This is a genomic window from Shewanella sairae, assembly GCF_023283535.1.
Lineage (GTDB): Bacteria > Pseudomonadota > Gammaproteobacteria > Enterobacterales > Shewanellaceae > Shewanella > Shewanella sairae.
On sequence record NZ_JAKILT010000001.1, the window covers coordinates 38,953 to 57,360 of the forward strand.

Below are 18,408 nucleotides of genomic sequence, written 5' to 3' on the forward strand. Positions count from 1 at the left end.
TCATGTCTGTTTTCATTTAGATAAGCCATGCGAAAGTAGTGCGACGTGCAGGGAGCTTTATCGAGGCAATAAAAAACGCCGCAATGAATGCGGCGTTTTATACTGAGTATGATTTAGCCAATGGCTAAATCATTTAGATTGAAACTACGTCAAACTCAACGTGTGGATTAACGTCTGCTTCGTAATCAATACCTTCGACACCAAAGCCAAATAGCTTCAAGAACTCTTCTTTATACTCGCGGTAGTCAGTGAGCTCAGCTAGGTTGTCAGTGGTCACTTGCGGCCACATATCACGGCAATGCTGCTGGATCTCTTCACGAAGCTCCCAGTCATCTAAGCGTAGACGGTTTGAGTCATCAACGTCTGCCGCAGTGCCATCAGCTTTGAATAGGCGTTCATTGAACATGCGGCTAATCTGCTCGATACAGCCTTCATGTAGACCTGCTGCACGCATCTTCTTAAATACCATGGCGATATAAAGTGGCATAACAGGAATTGCAGAACTTGCTTGAGTGACAACACTTTTAAGTACAGCTACGTTGGCGCTACCGCCTGTTGCTGAAAGTTTTGCATCCAGTGCCTGCGCTGCACGGTCTAGATCCATTTTTGCTTTGCCAAGCGCACCGTGCCAGTAGATTGGCCAAGTTAACTCAGTACCAATATAGCTGTAAGCGACAGTTTTGCAGTTGTCGCTTAATACGCCAGCTTCAGATAGTGCTTGCATCCAAAGCTCCCAATCTTCGCCGCCCATAACCGTTACTGTATCAGCAATTTCTTGCTCAGTTGCAGGTTCTACGCTCGCTTCGATAATGAGATCTTTATTGGTATCAACTGCCGTTGCAGTGTAAGTCTCGCCAATAGGCTTTAGTGACGAGCGAATAACTTCGCCGCTATCTGGCATTTTACGGACAGGAGACGCTAGAGAGTAGACCACCATATCAACTTGACCTAAGTCTTGTTTGATAAGCTCAATCGCTTTTTGTTTGGCTTCGTGGCTAAACGCATCACAGTTGATGCTTTTTGAATATAGACCTTCAGCCTTAGCAAACTTGTCAAAAGCCGCTGAATTGTACCAGCCTGCAGTACCTGGTTTAGTTTCAGTACTTGGCTTTTCAAAAAACACACCTAACGTGGCGGCATCGCTACCAAAAGCTGCGGTGATGCGTGAAGAAAGACCGTATCCGCTTGAAGAGCCAACAACTAAGACTTTCTTTGGGCCATTAGCAATCTTGCCTTTAGCTTTAGTAAAGTTAATTTGCTCAAGAACGTTAGCTTCACAGCCAACAGGATGGGTCGTAGTACAAATAAAACCACGGATTCTAGGTTTGATGATCATATTTTTTGATTCTCTTAAAAAATTGTCTCTAGGATAATTAAACCGACATCAAATGGCACTTTTTTTTATGAAAAAACGGCCTTTTTATCAGTGGTTGGAGCAGTTTAGCTATTTTTGCAAAAGCAGGTTTTTACCATTTTTAACTGCAACTGACTTATCGTGCACAGATTAATCCAGTTTATTTTTTTCGAGTAAATAAGCTTTGCTCTTGGATTAATCGCTGAGTGTATTCGTGTTGCGGTGCGTTAAATAGTTGCTCTGTAGTGGCTTTCTCTACCATAACCCCTTTTTTCAACACCATAATTTTGTCACTGACATGGCGAATGATATTCATATTATGCGATACGAAAATATAAGACAGCCCCATCTCTTGCTGCAATTCGAGTAGCAAGTTGAGGATTTGTGAGCGTACAGAGAGGTCTAGTGCTGTCAGGGCTTCATCGGCAATAATGATTTTAGGGTCCAGCATCAATGCGCGGGCAACGGCCACACGTTGTTTTTGCCCTTCAGAAATCATGTGTGGATAAAACTCAACATGCTCAGGCAACAAGCCGACCTTTCTTAGCTTATCAATAACTTGTGTTTTACGCTCATGGCTGTCCAAGTCGGTATTAAATTTAAGTGGCTCATCTAAAAGCTCACCAATGGTGAGTCTTGGATTCAGCGAAGTATTAGGATCTTGGAAAATCATTCGGATCATACGACAGCGTTGCTTTAAATCTTGTTTTTCAAGCGCTTCTCCTTCAAAGAAGATCTCGCCGCCACTACGCATCTCTGCGCCAACTAAAATACGGGCGATGGTACTTTTACCTGAACCTGCCTCACCAACAATAGCTAAGGTTTCGCCTTGATTGAGTTCAAATGAAACTGGCGATAAAGCATGGTTATATTGACGTTTAAAACGTTTATAACCTGCATAGTAGCTTTTGCTTAAATCGGTAACCTTAAGAAGGGGTGTCGTCATTACATGGCTCGCTGTTATAAGGAAAATGACAAGCAAAATAGCGGTCTTTTTGGTGGCAAAGACTTGGCTTGCTGACGCAACGTTTCTGCGCTTGAGGGCAGCGGGGGCCCAAACGGCAACCAATCGGCAGATGCTGTAATGCAGGCGACGAGCCTGGCAGAGTTTGCATCATAGATTTATGGGCTAAACCGCCAGAGTAGTCAGGCATATTATCGAGCAAAGCTTTGGTGTAAGGATGAAAAGGTTGCTCTAGCACTTCAGCCGTAGGACCTGACTCCATCACTTGTCCACAATAAAGTACGGTCAGCTGATCGCACCAGCCAGATAGTGTATCGAGTTCATGACTAATCAATAAAATGGATACGCTATGCAGTTGGTTTAGTTTGCTAAGTAATCTAAATATTTGTGCCTGCGTACTTAGCTCCATTGAGTCGGTTGGCTCATCGGCAATCAGCAGTCTTGGTTGATTGGCAATGGCCATGGCGATCATGACTTTTTGGCATTCACCAGCAGACAGCTCCCATGCATAGCTACTCATCACTTCTTCGGTATTTTTAATACCGACTTTGTGTAGCCATTTTTGTGCAACGGCTTTACGGGCTTTATTTCGTCGCCAAAATGACGTTTTCTTGTCTTGAGGCATTGCCTCAATCAACTGGCTACCGACAGTAATAGCAGGGTCTAGGCTACCCATAGGATCTTGGAATATGACTGCAATTTCACTACCCATTAAATTACGGCGCTGTTTAGCAGACATGTCCATCAGGTTTTGGCCATCCCACATCATACGGTCAGCGGTTATGGTCCAGTTATGCCCTGGTACACCAAGAATAGCGCGTGCGAGTAAGGTGCGGCCGGAACCAGATTCACCCACAAGGCCATGAAGCTCACCTGGGTTAATCATCAAGCTCACACGTTCAAGGGCTTTTACTCGTCCTTGTGGAGTGTCGAGTTCAATGGTGAGGTTACGAATATCGAGTAAAGGCATAATATTAATTTCTGATGGGCGATAACGCCGATCTCAAACCGTCGCCAACTAAATTAATAGCTAAAACGCTGCATAAAATGGCAACCCCTGGAATAGTCACGGTCCAAGGTGCGGTCAATAAGTTATCGAGTCCTTGCGACACCATCGCCCCCCATTCTGGTGAGGGGGCTTGTGCGCCAAGGTTTAAAAAGCCTAATGCGGCAATGTCGAGAATAGCTGCTGAAATAGCGAGTGTGGTTTGAATGATCACGGTTTCCCACACGTTAGGCATAATGACATACCAAAAGACCTGAATCGAATTAGCACCGTCAAGCTTAGCGGCGGTGACATAATCCTTTTGCAGTTCTTCATGCACCGCTTGGTGAATAGCTCTTACAAATTGCGGCGTTAATGCAATACCCACAGCCCAAAAAACGTTATCTAAGCCGGGACCCATAATGGCGACGACCAGTATTGCCAGTAATAAAGATGGGATAGACAGTAAAGCGTCTAGTAAGTGGCTCAAAATAGAGGATTTAAGTCCCTTCATCATGCCTGATATAGAGCCAATTACAAACCCGACTACCAAAGAGGCTAATACGATAGCAAGTGCCATACCGAAAGTAAGATGGGCGCCGTGTAGTAAACGACTAAAAATATCTCGACCTAAATCATCAGTACCAAGAAAGTGTTCAACTGTGCCACTTGCGTCCCAAGAAGGTGGTAACAATAATGCCAAAGGGTCTTGCTGCTCTGGTGAAAATGGCGCAATCCAAGGACCAAATACTGCCAAGGTAAGTAAACAGAACACAGCCCAAAGCCCCATTAATGCAAAAGGGTTATCGGCAAATGCCTGCCAAACTTTTTGCATGGGCGAAGGGATATGATCTTCTTGGTAGATTCTAATTCGCGGCATAAATTTCTTTCCTACTTAGTGGATTATAGGCGGTATGCAGCACTTCAATTAAAATACTGAAGAAGATGATAATCATTGCGACCCCTAAAACGCCACCTTGGATCACCGTGTAATCTCGTTGATAAATGCCAGATACCAGCCAGCTGCCCACTCCTTGGCGTGAGAAGATGACTTCCACTATCATGGCGTAACTGGCAAATGTACCAAGCATTAGCCCCATATTTTTCAAGACAGGGATCAAGGCATTTGGCAGTGCATGGCGCAGTACAATGGTGCCTGTATGCAAGCCACGCGCTTCAGCGGCTTTAATATAGGGCTGCTCCATAATCGTTAACATTGCCGAGCGGGTAATACGCACTACTACGGTAAAGGGCAATACCGCTAAGGTGATTGATGGCAAAATGATGTGAAACACGGCATCTTTAAAAGCTGATACACGGTAAACAGAATCCCAAAGCAAGGTATCGATAAGCATAAACCCAGTTACAGGTGGGATTTCATAGAGCAAATTGATTCTGCCTGAAACAGGTAACCAACCTAGCTCGACACCAAACCAGAGTGATAGCGTTAAACCAAGCCAAAAGACCGGAATCGAGTAACCGGTTAAGGTTATTGCCATAATGCTATGCTGGGTGACTTTATTTTTACTTAATGAAGCCAACACTCCTAATGGCACACCCAATAATACCGCGATAAGACCAGCAACAATGGCTAACTCAAAAGAGGCGGGTAATGCTTGCGTTAGTTCTTCAATGACTGGGCGTTGTGAGGTAACCGATAAGCCTAAATCTCCGCCTAAACGGGTTTGAGCATAAGCGATAAACTGCTGTAGCTGATTACCGTTTAGTTGGTAATTATCAGTAATATTTTGCAGTTGTGTTGAGGTAGGTGCCGCTATCCCTGACAGCGCATAAGGTCTTTCGACAGGGAAATGCCCTGTAGTGATAAATAGCACAGTAATCAATGCGATGGTTGTAGCTATAAATAGGTTTAAGCGACGAACTAAATAGCGACCCATTACAAATCTCCTTCAGGCGCTATCGTCTTAGCATTTTCAAATGAAATCCCGCCAAACGGGGTGAGTTGAGTTTGTTTCACATTTTTACTTTTAAACGTTAGCTGAGTGGCATGGGCAAAAGTCATCATTGGCACATGTTCGTTAAATAAAGCTTCCGCCTGTTGATAAAGGATTTTTCGCGCCGGTTCAGATGTTGTGGCTTTAGCCTGCGCTAAAATGTTATCCATTTCGGCATTACACCATTGTGAGCGGTTGCTCGATGAGTCGAGGGAGGCGCAGCTCATAATAGGCGAGAAGAAATTATCAGGGTCGCTATTATCTGCGTTCCAGCCAATCAATACCGAGTCGTAGTCATTATTGTTTAACTTTTGGTTAAATACGCTCCAGTCAAAGGTGACAATATTGACTTTCACGCCGATATTGGCCAAATCTGCTTGGATTAACTCTGCCGTTTTAAGCGCGTTAGGATTATAGATCCGGGCAACGGGCATAGCCCAAATGTCGATGCTTAAATCTTTTACGCCTGCATCTGCAAGTAAAGCGCGGGATTCTTCAGGGTTATACTGGTAGCTACTTTTGTTGTAATGATAAGCCCAAGATTGTGGTGGCAACATTCCGGTCGCCTTGATAGCGGTTTCTTGATAAACCGCACGCAGAATATTTTGTTTATCAACAGCGTAAGCTAATGCTTGGCGTACACGTACATCATCAAAAGGTTTCTTTTGGGTGTTAAATGCCCAAAATGCCACATTAAACCCAAGCTGAGTATCCAGTTCAAGATTCGGGTGCAGCTTAATGACGGGGAGTTCACCGGCTTTAGGCAGCGCAGAAACACTGCAGTCGCCGGTGATTAACTTAGTTAATCTGGCACTGCTTTGTGGGGTGATATTAAACACTAGCTGTTCAAATTCCGGCAGGGTACGCCAGAAGTTGTCGTTTCTATGGTAGCGAATAAATTCATTTTTAACGTAATTCACCAGCTTAAACGGTCCGGTACCAATAGGCATTCTATCGAGTTGCTCAGGTTTGCCTTGAATTAACAATGAATCGGCATACTCTTTAGACAAAATGACCGAAAAGCCCGTGGCCAAATTAGCTAAAAATGATGCATCGGTTTGGCTCAAATGAAAGACAACTTCGTCGTCACTGACTTTTTCAATGCTGTCTACCTGTTGCTTGAATCCGATGCTTTGAAAGAACGGATAGCCGGTTTTAGAAATATCGTGATACGGGTTAGCGCTGTTAATAATGCGATTAAAGGAGAAAATTACATCGTCAGCATTAAATTTACGCGTTGGGGTAAACCAGTCAGTTTGATGAAACTGCACACCAGGGCGCAGTTTAAAGCGGTAGCTTAAGCCATCATCACTGGTTTGCCATGAGGTGGCTAGTGCAGGCACTATGTCACCGGTTCTAGGATCGTAATCGACCAAACTGTCGTATAACTGCTGCGACGTGGCGTCAATGGTAGTACCAGAGGTCACCAATTGCGGATTAAAAGTCTCAGGGTTTCCCTCTGAGCAATAGACTAAGCCAGTGGGAACTTGCTGGGGGCCACAGGCGGTGAGTAACAAGTTAATCGCAGAGATCCCAGTGATCAACTTAATTCTCTTTAACAGCAGTTTCATTTAACAATCATTTTTGAGCTGAACGTTAATAGCTATTTTAACAGTGCCCGCTAGCTAACAGCAATTATTTATCCAGTAAGTTGTATTTCTTTAAAATCCCGCGCAGTTGGTGATAGCTTAATCCAAGCTGTTCAGCGGTTTTCTTTTGGTTAAATTGTCCCGCTTCCAATGCTTGTTTTAGAATTTGCACTTCGCTCTGTTCACAATGGGTTTTAAAGTCGATTGGGAAACTAATGCTATTTGCTGCTGGGCTAGCTGGGGCTGCTTCGACAGAATTTAATTCGACTTCATCTGGAAGTGTGGGTATGTCTGCAGCTGTGTTTTGCTGGCGCTCTTTGGTTTTTACTCGCTTTGTGGGGCGGTACGGTGAGTCAAACGGATCGATAATGATTTGCTCTATAGCAGTATGGGTATCTGCATTACGGTATACACTGCGTTCAACCACGTTTTTCAATTCACGAATATTGCCTGGCCAATGGTAGTCCATAAGCTGCTGGGTTGCACTGCTACTAAAACCCTCAAACAGTTCCAGCTTTAATTGTCTTGCCATACCGACAGCAAAGTATTCAGCGAGCGACATAATATCTTCAGCGCGATGCCTTAAAGGCGGTAAGGTAATTACATCAAAGGCTAATCTATCAAGTAGATCGGCTCTAAATTCACCGGCTTCGGCCAATGTTGGTAAGTCCTCATTAGCAGCGCAGATAAGGCGAACATCGGTTTGCACGGTTTTGCTACCACCGACACGCTCAAACTCACCATACTCAATAACCCGTAATAGCTTTTCTTGAATAAGCCCAGAAGTATTGGCTAGTTCATCTAGAAACAAGGTACCACCGTCGGCACGTTCAAAACGGCCTTGGTGCTTTTTGCTGGCGCCAGTAAATGCACCTGCATCATGACCAAAGAGTTCGCTTTCAAGCAGATTTTCACTTAATGACGAGCAGTTAAGCTTGATAAAGCTTTGATCCCATCGCTTTGATAAGTAATGTAAACGTTCAGCGATAAGTTCTTTACCTGTGCCGCGCTCACCAATAATGAGCACGGGCTTAGATAAAGGTGCCACTTGGGAAATATGCTCAAGGACTTCCAGTAAAGCATTGGACTGTCCAATAAGGTTATCTTGTTGAAATTGCTTTCTCACAGTTATTTGGTCTTTCACGCTAATAAGTGGTGAAAATAATAATATGATGCACAGTCTATAAATGAAAGTAAAAGTTAATAAATTGTTTAAGTTGCTGTATTATAGGTGAAAATGAAAGTTGGCACAGAAAGTGGATTATATTTATCGAATCCAACGTTAATTAGAGGAAATTATTATGGGAATCTTTTCACGCTTTGCAGACATCATAAACTCAAACATCAGCGCACTACTTGATAAGGCTGAAGATCCAGAAAAAATGGTTCGTCTTATCATTCAAGAGATGGAAGACACGCTAGTTGAGGTACGTTCAACCTCAGCTAAAGTATTAGCAGAGAAAAAAGAGATTATTCGTCGTATCGCTAAAGTACAAGAGCAGGTGCATGATTGGGAAAGCAAAGCTGAGCTTGCACTTTCAAAAGACCGTGAAGATCTCGCTAAAGCGGCATTGGTTGAAAAACAAAAAGCCAATGACCTTGCGCAAACATTGGCTGCTGAATTAGTGGTGGTTGAAGAGCACATTTTACGTCTTAAAGAAGAAGTTAACTTGCTACAAGAAAAGTTAGCAGATGCTAAAGCACGTCAAAAGACCATTATTATGCGTAAGCAAACAGCATCTTCTCGTTTAGAAGTAAAAAAGCAGCTTGATTCAAGCAAAATCGATAACGCGATGAGCAAATTTGAGCAATACGAGCGTCGTGTTGAAGGGCTAGAATCACAAGTTGATGCGTATGATTTAGGCAATAAAAATACCCTGAACGACGAGTTTGCTGCTTTAGAAGCTGAAGATTCTGTGAATGCAGAGCTAGAAGCACTTAAAGCGAAAATGAAAGAAAGCAAAGCTAAAGCAAAATCTAAGTAATAACCAACAAGGAGTTGAGCTATGGACCCAGATATTTTAATGGCCCCAATTATTATTTTTATGGTCATTGTGGCGCCCATTTGGTTAATACTTCATTACCGCAGTAAGCGCCAGGTTAGCCAAGGGCTTACTGAAGAGGAATTTAACCAGTTAAATGAGTTAATCGCTAAAGCGGATAAGATGTCGCATCGCATCGAAACGCTAGAAGCCATTTTAGACAGCGAGGCGCCACAGTGGAGAAATCGCCATGACTAAAATGGCGATATCCATCTCGGTTAATCAGTATTATTTAATCAACTAATATAAGGAGGAAGTAGAGATGAGCGAAGGAAATAGAACCTTATATCGCATTCCTCAATCAGGTAAAATTGCAGGTGTTTGTTCAGGGATTGCGGACTACTTTAATTTTGAAACTTGGTTAGTGAGAGTTGTCGCAGCTTCAATCTTTTTACTCGGCGGCTCTGGCATTGTGTTAATCATCTATGTGCTACTTTGGATGATTTTGGATATCAAACCCGGCACAGGTAAGAACGAAGTTGCAAACAAAGAAATTGGGCTGAAGAAAAAGGTATGGCAGTCAGGTGAGCCGGCTAAAATGGCATTAAGGGATGTAAATAGCCAATTTAGATCACTTGAAGTGAGATTGCAGAATCTTGAGCGTCACGTCACTTCTGATAACTACGACCTTAAAAGTCAAATCAATAATTTATAGTGGCATGAGTTCAAGCCTTAACAAGCTATAAATTACAGTTCAATGACGGGGCAGGTTATACTGCCCTAGAACTTTCTCTAGTGGGTTTTACTTCATTTTATGGCAAGTCTTAAACGCTCCCTCAAAAAACTCAGTAAAAATACTCAGGCTGTCGCACTTAGAACCACAGATAAAAATTTACGTTTGGCGGTAACGGGTTTAGCCGGTGCGGGTAAAACTGCGTTTATAACCGGTTTAGTCAACCAATTGCTACACAGTGGGCTTAGCGAAACTAGTTCACATTTACCGCTTTGGAAGGTAGCACGAGATGGTCGCTTATACGGCGTTAAACGTGATATGCAGCCGGATTTAACCATTCCGAGTTTTAATTACGACGCCGCAATCAAGGCACTCATTGCAGAGCCTGCAAGCTGGCCTGTTTCTACTCGCAGCATCAGCGAACTTCGTTTAGCCATTCGTTATCGCCCAGCTAAAGGCTTGCTGTCAAAATTTACCGATAGCGCGACACTTTACTTAGATATTGTCGACTATCCGGGTGAGTGGCTGCTTGATCTACCTATGCTAAAACTGTCGTTTCAACAGTGGTCCAATACCCAAGTAGCAAGAAAGACGGTTTTTAAGCACTCTGCATATTACGATGAATTTAAACTGTTAGTGCAGAGTATCGATTTAGCGGCTGCAGCAGATGAGCTGAAGCTGCAACAGGTTGCAGATTGCTATCAAAAGCTGCTGCAAGACTGCGTGACGAATCATGGCTTTTATTATGCTCAGCCCGGGCGGTTGTTATTGCCTGGTGAACTTGAGGGCACGCCTGTATTGGCACTGTTCCCATTGTTAGAGTTAGATGATATCGGCTTTGAATCGTTAGAACAGTCGGCTGCAAACAGTTTTTATCACACTTTAAAACAGCGCTATAAAGAGTACGTCGCGCGTGTGGTTAAGCCTTTTTATCATGACTATTTTGCCAAATTCGATCGACAGTTATTGCTAGTTGACTGCTTTACACCGTTAAACAGAGGCCGGGCTCAGTTTGAAGATATGAATTCGGCGATTCATGCGGTGATGGAAAGTTTTCAGTTTGGCCAGTCGAGCCTGTTGAAGCGTTTGTTCTCACCTAAAATTGATAAGCTATTGTTTGCCGCCAGCAAAGTGGATCATATTACCCGTGATCAGCAGGGCAACGTGCTGTCGTTATTAACGCAGTTAGTGCACCAAAGTCAGCAACATGCAAAATTTGAAGGTTGTGAAGTTGAAACCATGGCGATCAGCGCGATTAAATCAACGACCCATGGCATGGTTAAGCAAGATGGCCGAGAGATTGAAGTGGTGCGAGGAACAGAGCTTAACCAATCTAAACCCGCGACCTTATATCCAGGTGAAGTACCTAAGTCTCTGCCTTCTGCAGATTTTTGGGACAACCAAGGTTTTGAGTTTATTAATTTTGCACCAATGAGAAATCAACATCCTCAACGCAGTAATGCTGATTTTGAACATATTCGTTTAGATCACGTGTTGCAGTTTTTATTGGGTGATAAGTTGCAGTAAATTTTGCGGCGTCCGTTGACAGGATGTCGTTAAGTGAGAGTGTATGTCAGTAGGTGAAAGTCCAATTAGGAAACAGCAAAGGTTCGATGATAATGAGCCAAAGGCTGAAGCGAAATTATCAGCCGCTAATCGCTTTGACGAAAAAGTAGAGTTTGTTGAAAGTGAGCTGCTATCAGAGCCTGAACTAGAAACCTTAGTTGAGCAATGCTTGGCGGGGTTCGATAACCTAGAGCAAGATGGCGCAACAAAACCTGGAAAATCAGGTTTGCTCGGTAAGTTATGTTTAGTCGGCATTGCTTTGTTAGTGCTGGTTGAAGCCATTTTGAGCCTGCAAGCTGCATTAACCCAAAGTAGTTGGCTATTTGCACTATATGCTGGTGTGACGGGGTTAGTTGCAATCTGGGCGGGGAAAATCACCTTTTCAGAGTGGCGTAAACTAAAAGCGTTGAAGCAGATAGAAGATAGCCAAAGCGTAGGTAATCGATTAGTGCAAAGTATGCAGATGGGTGAAGCCGATCCGTTTATTGATGGCGTTATTGATAAATTACCGCAAACAGAGCAAACCAATCGCTTTTGGCAAAGCGTGACACCAGAGCATAATGATGCCGAAAAACTGGTGTTATTTGATTCAATTGTATTGGTTGAGCGCGATTTAGTGGCTAAGAAGATAGTCCGGCGTTTTGCCCAAGAATCTGCGTTATTGTTGGCTGCCAGTCCGCTTGCGGTGCTCGATATGGCCATTATTCTGTGGCGTAATCAGAGTATGATCAATAAGATTGCGACTTGTTATGGTGTAGAGCTTGGTTACTGGAGCCGGATTAAACTTATCCGAAGTATCATTGGCAATATTATTTATGCAGGTTCTAGCGAAATTATCACTGACTTAGGTACCCAATTATTGTCGGTAGAAATGTCCGGCAAGCTTTCAGCTAGGCTTGGCCAAGGGTTAGGTGGTGGTTTACTCACCGCGAGACTAGGCTATCAAGCTATGTCTTTGTGTCGTCCACTCGCATTTAACCCGCAATCAAAACCTAAGCTTTCAGGGATCCACAAAGAGTTATTAATTGACTTGAAAGCACTATCGGCGAGTGTATTGTCCAAAACCATGAAAGCTGAAAAGCAAGCCGAGCATCGTTAATGACTCATCAAAAGTCGCGCTAATAATATTGATTATTAGCGCACTCTTTACCTTTAGTCTTATCTAATGTTTATTAAGTCGTTATAAGCATTATCATTTAAATTCTTCTGTAGCATTTTGTTTACAATCTCTCTGAGAGTAATTGTATACAAAAAGTATGATATTTCACCGCCTTGGTTCATGTTAGTGCTTTATATTACTAAGCCAATCCTTGCTGTTCATTTTCTTAAAATGCGTTGGCTGACTTCATTACGCTAGACAACAAAACTGACATGTTAAATGGTCAGTTTTAAACAGGGTGGATATGAGTTATGCAACAAAAATGGCAACTGGCGACACAAGTGATCCATGCGGGGCGTGAAAAAAATGAATCCGGCGCCCTTGTAAGCCCTATGTGCCAAAGTGCTACCTTTGTATTTGACAGCGCCGAACAGGGCGGAGCAAGGTTTGCAGGAGAAGAGCAAGGCTATATTTATACCCGCCTAGGTAACCCCACAACCGCAGAACTTGAGCGCAAGCTTGCCGCGCTTGAGGGTAGTGAAGCCGCCGCAGCAACCGCTTCTGGCATGGCGGCTGTATCTGCAGCTTTGCTGGCCAACCTGAGCCATGGTGATCACCTTGTGGCATCAAATGCGGTATATGGTTGCACCTTTTCATTGATGAACTCGCAGCTATCTAAATTTGGTATAGAAGTGAGCTTGGTTAATTTTAGTGATGAAGCTGCCATAAAAAGCGCCATAAAAGCCAATACTAAGGTCATTTTTTGCGAAACCCCGGTTAACCCTCACCTAGATGTTTACGATCTCGATATGATCGCGCGGATTGCCAAGCAGCATAATTTGGTCAGCGTAGTAGACAATACCTTTATGACGCCGCTACTACAGCAGCCGATTAAACATGGTATTGATATCGTTATACATAGTGCTACCAAGTACTTAAATGGTCATGGCGATGTGATTGCCGGTGTTGTGTGTGCGAGTCATGCGCAAATGGAGGTGATTAAGTTCGAGGTGTTAAAAGACGTGGGGGCTGTGATGTCGCCCCACGACGCTTGGCTTATTCTACGAGGATTAAAAACCTTAGATGTGCGGCTGGAGCGGCATTGTCATAATGCGCAGAACGTTGCTGAATATTTGGCGCATCACCCTAAAGTCGCTAAGGTGTATTACCCAGGTTTAAAGAGTCATAGTGGCTATCGGTTACTTGGTCGTCAGATGCGTAGAGCGGGTGGGGTGATTGCCTTTGAATTACAGGCCTCGTTCGCTGAATCAATAAAGTTCGTGGATCAATTACCATTATTCTCAATAGCGGTAAGTTTAGGTGATGCAGAATCCTTAATTCAGCATCCTGCCTCTATGACCCATTCACCCTACAGTGATGAAGAGCGAAGTCGAGCCGGCATAAGCGACAGTTTATTGCGAATTTCGGTAGGACTTGAATCAATTGAAGATATTATTCAGGCGCTAGAAACTGGCTTAAGTCAATTGCCTTAGTTAACGGCTAAATTAAATTAGGAGTGTCTATTTGCCATATTTAGCTTAGGTATTAGCTCTTCAGACGAGATCCATATAAAAGCCCGAGCTAACTCGGGCCTTATACACTGTATATCCGCGACCTAAATATCCCAGAACATATGGGCAATGATGTAGAGCACTATCATGCTGATGAAGTTAATAATCACACCAGCACGCATCATTTCAGACTGCTTGATATAACCTGAACCGTAAACAATGGCATTTGGTGGCGTCGCTACCGGTAGCATAAAGGCGCAAGAAGCGGCGATACCAATCAAAACCGACAACATGACTGGAGATAGTCCAAGTGCTTCGGCGATGGCTGCAAATACCGGTACTAGCAAGGCTGCACTCGCGGTATTACTCGCAAACTCGGTAAGCATCACAACAAAGGCAATAACGGCGAAGGTGAATAGCGCCATGTGGGTATTACCGAAAATGTCGGTGATCCAATGTGCCAAGAACACGCTAGTGCCAGTCGCTTTAAGCACCGCGCTTAAGGTTAAGCCACCACCGAAAAGGATTAGCACGCCCCAGTCAGTTGTTGTTTCAATCTTTTTCCATTTAACTAGACCAAGCCCGGCTAATAAAACCACGGCACTCAATGCAACAATGGTATCGAACTTAGCTATTCCGCCGAGTGCTTGAGAAATTGGCTTACTGAAGATCCAGCAACAAACAGTAGACACAAAAATCAGCAGGGTTAACTTGCCTGAAAGCGACAGTGATTGCTGCTCTGCTTTCATTTCGCAAACCATAGATAGATCAGGTTTAAAGTACATATATAGCGCTATAAGCATCATAGGAAGCATGATTGCAACGGTAATGAGACCAAACTCAAGCCAGTCAGCAAAAGACAAGCCGACCTGTGCGGCGGCAATCGCATTTGGCGGACTGCCGACTAATGTACCAATACCACCAATATTGGCAGAATAGGCAATACCTAAAAGCACGAACAGATAAGTATTCTTATGTTTACCTATGTCGATTTGATGCAAAATACCCAGTGCTAAAGGCAACATCATTGCCGTTGTCGCTGTATTACTGATCCACATGGATAGGCCTGCCGTGATCCCAAAAAGCATTAAGCAAGCAACTGACAGGCGGCCTTTAGAAACCGTTAACACTTTTTGGGCTATAAGGAGGTCAATGCCTTGGTGATTAAGCGCCGCAGCTAATACAAACCCACCAAAAAATAGATAAATAATAGGGTTCGCAAAATGGCTCATGGCGGATTGGGTTTCAAACACCCCAAAAAGCACCGCTAGAATAGGGATCATGATTGCGGTAACGCTGATGTGAATTGCTTCTGTTAGCCATAGAATTGCTGCAAACACTAACAGCGCTAAACCTGTGTTGACGCCTTGTTCAAATGGCAAAAAGTTATACATTAAAAACAACAGCAGTATATCAGCGCCAAGAATGATTAAATTCTTCTGCTGTTTTGACATTTTACCATTAGCATTATCGGGTACTTTTGTAGATTCAAATGACATTGGAATGCCCATTATTATTTTAGATGGCTTACTTTAGTTCAGCTTTAATTAACTTCAAAATGTCGAATGGGGTTAAAAAATTTCAGGATTGACTTGTATATTTTGCTGATTAAATCACCAATGCCAGTCTTGTTGTGATTAATGTCGCTAATTTTTGTACTGCTATTTCGGTTTTTTTGTACAAAATACAGATAATGAGATTATCTTGCCAAGTTACTGAAAGTTAGTTGTTATTCATTAAGTGTGATCGTGATCGCTTTAGTGTTATCTCGGGTGTGATGGTGAAGGCTTGTTGGCGAATGTTGGGAGCATGATCTACCTTTTGTTGGTGGCCAAGGAAAAGGACTGCGGCCATATAATTTAAGGATAAATAAAAGGAGTTATTATGTATAAAGTGATTTTATCAGTTTTACTGCTTTGTGTTTTTACCATCTACCCAGTCGAATCAATTGCTAAGCCTGTCAGTCAAGCCAGTGAAAAGGCTGCTCAGCAAGTCAAACTCGTTAAGCTTAATAGCGCAACAGTTGAGGAGCTTTCTGCACTGCATGGTGTGGGCGAAGCTAAGGCTGCGGCAATTGTTGAATATCGTAAGGTAAACGGCAAATTTGATTCGATTGAGCAACTCACAGAGGTAAAAGGCATTGGAGAGAAGTTCATTCAGAAAAATAGAAGCCAGTTAAGTTTATAAATGCTTGGCTTGTTTTAACCCTTCCTAGCTAAAAAGCCCTTTTTTAAGGGCTTTTGTTTATAGAATCATCGATTAGACCTGATCTAGGCAAACTTAAGCGATAATCACTTGATTGCTGGAGATGCATGATAGATAATGCAGCCGTTCTTTAGAGCAAGCCTCTAACAGAAAACGATGGTGACCCTAGGGTCCCTCCGCAATGATAACTTGTGAACTCGGCCAGGCCTGGAAGGGAGCAACCGCAGCAAGTGACTCATGTGCCGGAGTGCGGCTCTAGGGGAGCCTCCAAAACTCCCCTCTATTTGTAAATATCAAAAATAACTCTCTGATTTAGCATTATAATTTCATATTGCCAATGTAGTTTTATTGCGTGTTTCTAAATTCAATCGTCCAGTTTGGTAAATTCGTGTGTACCAGCTCATTTCATCAATACCCTATAACTTCAAGATAAAGTGCTAGTCAGATCTTACTTCGAATTTAAGCTCTGGCAGAGTATCCGATACGACTTATTGGGATTCTTTTAAATGATTAGACTCTTTTAAAAATGCTCGAGATTTTTCCAGTGCCGTTTGGATCTCGTCTTTCATTTGTTGTAGTTCGTTATAATCTTCAAAAAAATAGGTATCAACTAAATGACGAATGTAACGCACGGGCAGTTGGTTAAGGGTGATACAGCAGAGGTCGGCTAGATAGTACGAGGGTAGTTCATCTAACAAGCCTTCGTCAGATAAAAGTTCGAGTAACAAGACTTCATAATAGTTTCTGATTTCTAACTGCATTTTATGCTCCTCGCATTAACCCGTTTAGGTTCGCTTTTATCGCCTGCTAATACCCTAGGTTTAGCTTTTCCAGATAGTCTTAGCGGCTATAAAAAGCTGGCTATGACGATGGTTTAGCAGCTGTGTTTCTTTACTGTAGCCGCCTCCGATCACACAAGCAATGGGTATTTCGGCTGATTTGGCTTGTTGAATAACCAGTGTGTCACGGGCGTAGATCCCGTCATCACTAATCGCGAGATGCCCGAGACGGTCGTCATTGTGAATATCGACCCCCGCATCGTAGATGATAAGGTCTGGCTTATGAAGGCGAATTAAATAGGATAAAGTTTGGCTTACCGTTTCAAGATATGCTTTATCTCCAGTACCACGAGCGAGTTCAATGTCGTAATCAGAACGTTGTTTGCGCGCGGGAAAGTTCTCTTGGCAATGAATAGAGCAGCTAATAATCTGCGGCATGCCCTGGCTAATGGTTGCTGTGCCGTCTCCTTGGTGGACATCGCAATCAAAAATTAGCACGGTTTCGATATTATCGTGTTGCAAACTATTAAGCGCTGCCAGCGCGAGATCATTAAAAATACAATAACCACTGCCAAAATCATGGTGAGCATGATGATAACCACCGCTTAAATGAAGGGCGCAGCCATGAGTTATTGCTTGGGAGCAGGTAAGGGCTGTACCGCCTACTGAATATAGGGTTCGTTCAACTAATGCGTCGCTCCAAGGAAACCCTATACGGCGTAGAGCTTTCGCATCTATGGTGCCTGTTATAAAGCTATCAACATAACTCGCGCAGTGTAATTGACTTAAATATTGCGGCGTTACTTTTTCTGGGGCGATAAATTGCGACGGTTTCGCAATACCTTGCTGAAGAAGGTAATCATATAAATAGCGGTATTTAGTGCTAGGAAATTGATGTGCAGCGGGTAACGCCAGCTTGGAGTAGCTGGCGTGATAGATCAAAGGGATCATTTCAACTAATGAACGCGCTTTGAAATTATAGCTGCTTAATTGCCCAGCTCATAAATTCTTTACGGGTTTTCTCATCGGCATGTAACCACCAATACTGTAGCATTTGCTCTGCTTTAGCTGCATCATCAGTTGATGTGATTGGCGCTGTTTCTGCTGCAACTGCTGGCATTGTTGCGGCTGCCGCAGGTGATGGTTTGCTTACCGGAGCTGAAGGCGTTACCGCTACTGCAGCTGCGCCAGTTGCCACAGCGGCTTCAGCGTCTAAATCGGTTGCATCGTTGCCACTGAACAAACGTGAAACGAAAGATTCTTCTGAAATATTGGTTTGAGTCACTTTGTAGCTAACTTCACCTTTGTCTTCACGGGTCACTACAACCTGCGGTGACTTGGCAAAGCTTTTTGGATTTTTGACAAACTCACCATCAGCAGGTGATAAGTTGTAACTGTAATCACCATCAACATTAATGGTCACAATAAACGCATTTGATTTAACGTTGGTTTCACTGTCACTGAAATCATCTTCGACCAAATCGTTATATCTAATCGCGATTTTATGAGTGCCTTTATCAAGTTCAATCTCTGATTTATGATTGAAAAGGCTTGTTTTAATCTCTTTACCATCAACTGCGATATATTCGAAAGACATCGGAATTGTGAAGTCGGCGGCGAAAGCGGCTGAAGAAGCACAAAGAGCGAGAAGTGCAGTGATAGTTAAACGTGGTTTCATGTTTGTTC

Annotated in this window: 18 protein-coding genes and 1 other RNA gene; 8 read left to right on the forward strand and 11 right to left on the reverse strand. The window is 43.2% G+C overall.

From position 1 onward, the window contains the following. Positions 1–133: 133 nt before the first annotated feature. From fabV to pspF, 7 genes are all read right to left on the reverse strand, one after another. Positions 134–1,336 (reverse strand): enoyl-ACP reductase FabV, encoded by a 1,203-nt coding sequence (gene fabV, locus L2748_RS00140; RefSeq protein WP_220780550.1) that lies wholly within the window; start codon positions 1,334–1,336, stop codon positions 134–136. Positions 1,337–1,514: 178 nt separating this feature from the next. Continuing rightward, positions 1,515–2,300, reverse strand: a complete 786-nt coding sequence (locus L2748_RS00145) for an ATP-binding cassette domain-containing protein (RefSeq protein WP_220780549.1) — start codon at positions 2,298–2,300, stop codon at positions 1,515–1,517. Then, on the reverse strand, positions 2,281–3,288 hold the full coding sequence (locus L2748_RS00150; protein WP_220780548.1) for a peptide ABC transporter ATP-binding protein: 1,008 nt from the start codon (positions 3,286–3,288) through the stop codon (positions 2,281–2,283). The genes L2748_RS00145 and L2748_RS00150 overlap by 20 nt, the downstream gene beginning before the upstream one ends. Before the next feature lie 4 nt (positions 3,289–3,292). After that, positions 3,293–4,183, reverse strand: coding sequence for an ABC transporter permease subunit (locus tag L2748_RS00155; protein ID WP_220780547.1), 891 nt, complete (start codon positions 4,181–4,183; stop codon positions 3,293–3,295). Then, on the reverse strand, positions 4,170–5,201 hold the full coding sequence (locus L2748_RS00160) for an ABC transporter permease (RefSeq protein ID WP_220780546.1): 1,032 nt from the start codon (positions 5,199–5,201) through the stop codon (positions 4,170–4,172). Before L2748_RS00160 ends, L2748_RS00155 begins: the two co-directional genes overlap by 14 nt. After that, positions 5,201–6,829 carry an ABC transporter substrate-binding protein gene (locus L2748_RS00165; protein ID WP_220780545.1) on the reverse strand — a complete coding sequence of 543 codons (1,629 nt, stop codon included), beginning with the start codon at positions 6,827–6,829 and terminating at the stop codon, positions 5,201–5,203. Before L2748_RS00165 ends, L2748_RS00160 begins: the two co-directional genes overlap by 1 nt. A gap of 64 nt (positions 6,830–6,893) precedes the next feature. Next, positions 6,894–7,973 carry a phage shock protein operon transcriptional activator gene (gene pspF / locus L2748_RS00170; protein ID WP_220780544.1) on the reverse strand — a complete coding sequence of 360 codons (1,080 nt, stop codon included), beginning with the start codon at positions 7,971–7,973 and terminating at the stop codon, positions 6,894–6,896. Positions 7,974–8,148: 175 nt separating this feature from the next. Here pspF and pspA point away from each other — a divergent pair, with 175 nt between their 5' ends. From pspA to L2748_RS00200, 6 genes are all read left to right on the forward strand, one after another. After that, on the forward strand, positions 8,149–8,832 hold the full coding sequence (gene pspA / locus L2748_RS00175) for a phage shock protein PspA (protein ID WP_220780543.1): 684 nt from the start codon (positions 8,149–8,151) through the stop codon (positions 8,830–8,832). A 21-nt stretch (positions 8,833–8,853) separates the two neighbouring features. After that, positions 8,854–9,087, forward strand: coding sequence for an envelope stress response membrane protein PspB (pspB, locus tag L2748_RS00180; RefSeq protein ID WP_220780542.1), 234 nt, complete (start codon positions 8,854–8,856; stop codon positions 9,085–9,087). 64 nt (positions 9,088–9,151) lie between these two features. After that, on the forward strand, positions 9,152–9,544 hold the full coding sequence (gene pspC / locus L2748_RS00185) for an envelope stress response membrane protein PspC (protein WP_220780781.1): 393 nt from the start codon (positions 9,152–9,154) through the stop codon (positions 9,542–9,544). Between the two features lie 99 nt (positions 9,545–9,643). After that, positions 9,644–11,089 carry a YcjX family GTP-binding protein gene (locus L2748_RS00190; RefSeq protein ID WP_220780780.1) on the forward strand — a complete coding sequence of 482 codons (1,446 nt, stop codon included), beginning with the start codon at positions 9,644–9,646 and terminating at the stop codon, positions 11,087–11,089. A 43-nt stretch (positions 11,090–11,132) separates the two neighbouring features. Further along, positions 11,133–12,227 (forward strand): TIGR01620 family protein, encoded by a 1,095-nt coding sequence (locus L2748_RS00195; protein WP_220780779.1) that lies wholly within the window; start codon positions 11,133–11,135, stop codon positions 12,225–12,227. A gap of 311 nt (positions 12,228–12,538) precedes the next feature. After that, on the forward strand, positions 12,539–13,720 hold the full coding sequence (locus L2748_RS00200) for a trans-sulfuration enzyme family protein (RefSeq protein WP_220780778.1): 1,182 nt from the start codon (positions 12,539–12,541) through the stop codon (positions 13,718–13,720). A gap of 122 nt (positions 13,721–13,842) precedes the next feature. On the opposite strand, the gene L2748_RS00205 is transcribed toward L2748_RS00200, so the two are convergent. Further along, entirely contained in the window at positions 13,843–15,192 is a 1,350-nt protein-coding gene (locus tag L2748_RS00205) for an SLC13 family permease (protein ID WP_373317198.1), read from the reverse strand. Between the two features lie 430 nt (positions 15,193–15,622). Between L2748_RS00205 and L2748_RS00210 the strand changes: the two genes are divergently transcribed. Beyond that, positions 15,623–15,925, forward strand: coding sequence for a ComEA family DNA-binding protein (locus L2748_RS00210; RefSeq protein ID WP_220780776.1), 303 nt, complete (start codon positions 15,623–15,625; stop codon positions 15,923–15,925). A 183-nt stretch (positions 15,926–16,108) separates the two neighbouring features. After that, positions 16,109–16,205, forward strand: an RNA gene (ffs, locus tag L2748_RS00215) — signal recognition particle sRNA small type. 226 nt (positions 16,206–16,431) lie between these two features. On the opposite strand, the gene L2748_RS00220 is transcribed toward ffs, so the two are convergent. From L2748_RS00220 to L2748_RS00230, 3 genes are read right to left on the reverse strand one after another with little or no spacing between them, the layout of a single operon-like run. Next, a complete protein-coding gene (locus L2748_RS00220) occupies positions 16,432–16,704 on the reverse strand; it encodes a late competence development ComFB family protein (RefSeq protein ID WP_220780775.1) in 273 nt (90 codons plus the stop codon). Between the two features lie 60 nt (positions 16,705–16,764). Beyond that, on the reverse strand, positions 16,765–17,673 hold the full coding sequence (locus L2748_RS00225) for a histone deacetylase family protein (RefSeq protein ID WP_220780774.1): 909 nt from the start codon (positions 17,671–17,673) through the stop codon (positions 16,765–16,767). 25 nt (positions 17,674–17,698) lie between these two features. Continuing rightward, complete coding sequence (locus tag L2748_RS00230; protein ID WP_220780773.1) at positions 17,699–18,400, reverse strand: DUF2057 domain-containing protein; 702 nt, start codon at positions 18,398–18,400, stop codon at positions 17,699–17,701. Between the last annotated feature and the right edge of the window lie 8 nt (positions 18,401–18,408).

Bases quoted from the DNA above. Each gene is read 5' to 3' on its own strand.
- fabV (WP_220780550.1), bottom strand. From the start codon at position 1,336: ATGATCATCAAACCTAGAATCCGTGGTTTTATTTGTACTACGACCCAT.
- L2748_RS00145 (WP_220780549.1), bottom strand. From the start codon at position 2,300: ATGACGACACCCCTTCTTAAGGTTACCGATTTAAGCAAAAGCTACTAT.
- L2748_RS00150 (WP_220780548.1), bottom strand. From the start codon at position 3,288: ATGCCTTTACTCGATATTCGTAACCTCACCATTGAACTCGACACTCCA.
- L2748_RS00155 (WP_220780547.1), bottom strand. From the start codon at position 4,183: ATGCCGCGAATTAGAATCTACCAAGAAGATCATATCCCTTCGCCCATG.
- L2748_RS00160 (WP_220780546.1), bottom strand. From the start codon at position 5,201: ATGGGTCGCTATTTAGTTCGTCGCTTAAACCTATTTATAGCTACAACC.
- L2748_RS00165 (WP_220780545.1), bottom strand. From the start codon at position 6,829: ATGAAACTGCTGTTAAAGAGAATTAAGTTGATCACTGGGATCTCTGCG.
- pspA (WP_220780543.1), top strand. From the start codon at position 8,149: ATGGGAATCTTTTCACGCTTTGCAGACATCATAAACTCAAACATCAGC.
- pspB (WP_220780542.1), top strand. From the start codon at position 8,854: ATGGACCCAGATATTTTAATGGCCCCAATTATTATTTTTATGGTCATT.
- pspC (WP_220780781.1), top strand. From the start codon at position 9,152: ATGAGCGAAGGAAATAGAACCTTATATCGCATTCCTCAATCAGGTAAA.
- L2748_RS00190 (WP_220780780.1), top strand. From the start codon at position 9,644: ATGGCAAGTCTTAAACGCTCCCTCAAAAAACTCAGTAAAAATACTCAG.
- L2748_RS00195 (WP_220780779.1), top strand. From the start codon at position 11,133: ATGTCAGTAGGTGAAAGTCCAATTAGGAAACAGCAAAGGTTCGATGAT.
- L2748_RS00200 (WP_220780778.1), top strand. From the start codon at position 12,539: ATGCAACAAAAATGGCAACTGGCGACACAAGTGATCCATGCGGGGCGT.
- L2748_RS00205 (WP_373317198.1), bottom strand. From the start codon at position 15,192: ATGTCAAAACAGCAGAAGAATTTAATCATTCTTGGCGCTGATATACTG.
- L2748_RS00210 (WP_220780776.1), top strand. From the start codon at position 15,623: ATGTATAAAGTGATTTTATCAGTTTTACTGCTTTGTGTTTTTACCATC.
- L2748_RS00220 (WP_220780775.1), bottom strand. From the start codon at position 16,704: ATGCAGTTAGAAATCAGAAACTATTATGAAGTCTTGTTACTCGAACTT.
- L2748_RS00225 (WP_220780774.1), bottom strand. From the start codon at position 17,673: ATGATCCCTTTGATCTATCACGCCAGCTACTCCAAGCTGGCGTTACCC.
- L2748_RS00230 (WP_220780773.1), bottom strand. From the start codon at position 18,400: ATGAAACCACGTTTAACTATCACTGCACTTCTCGCTCTTTGTGCTTCT.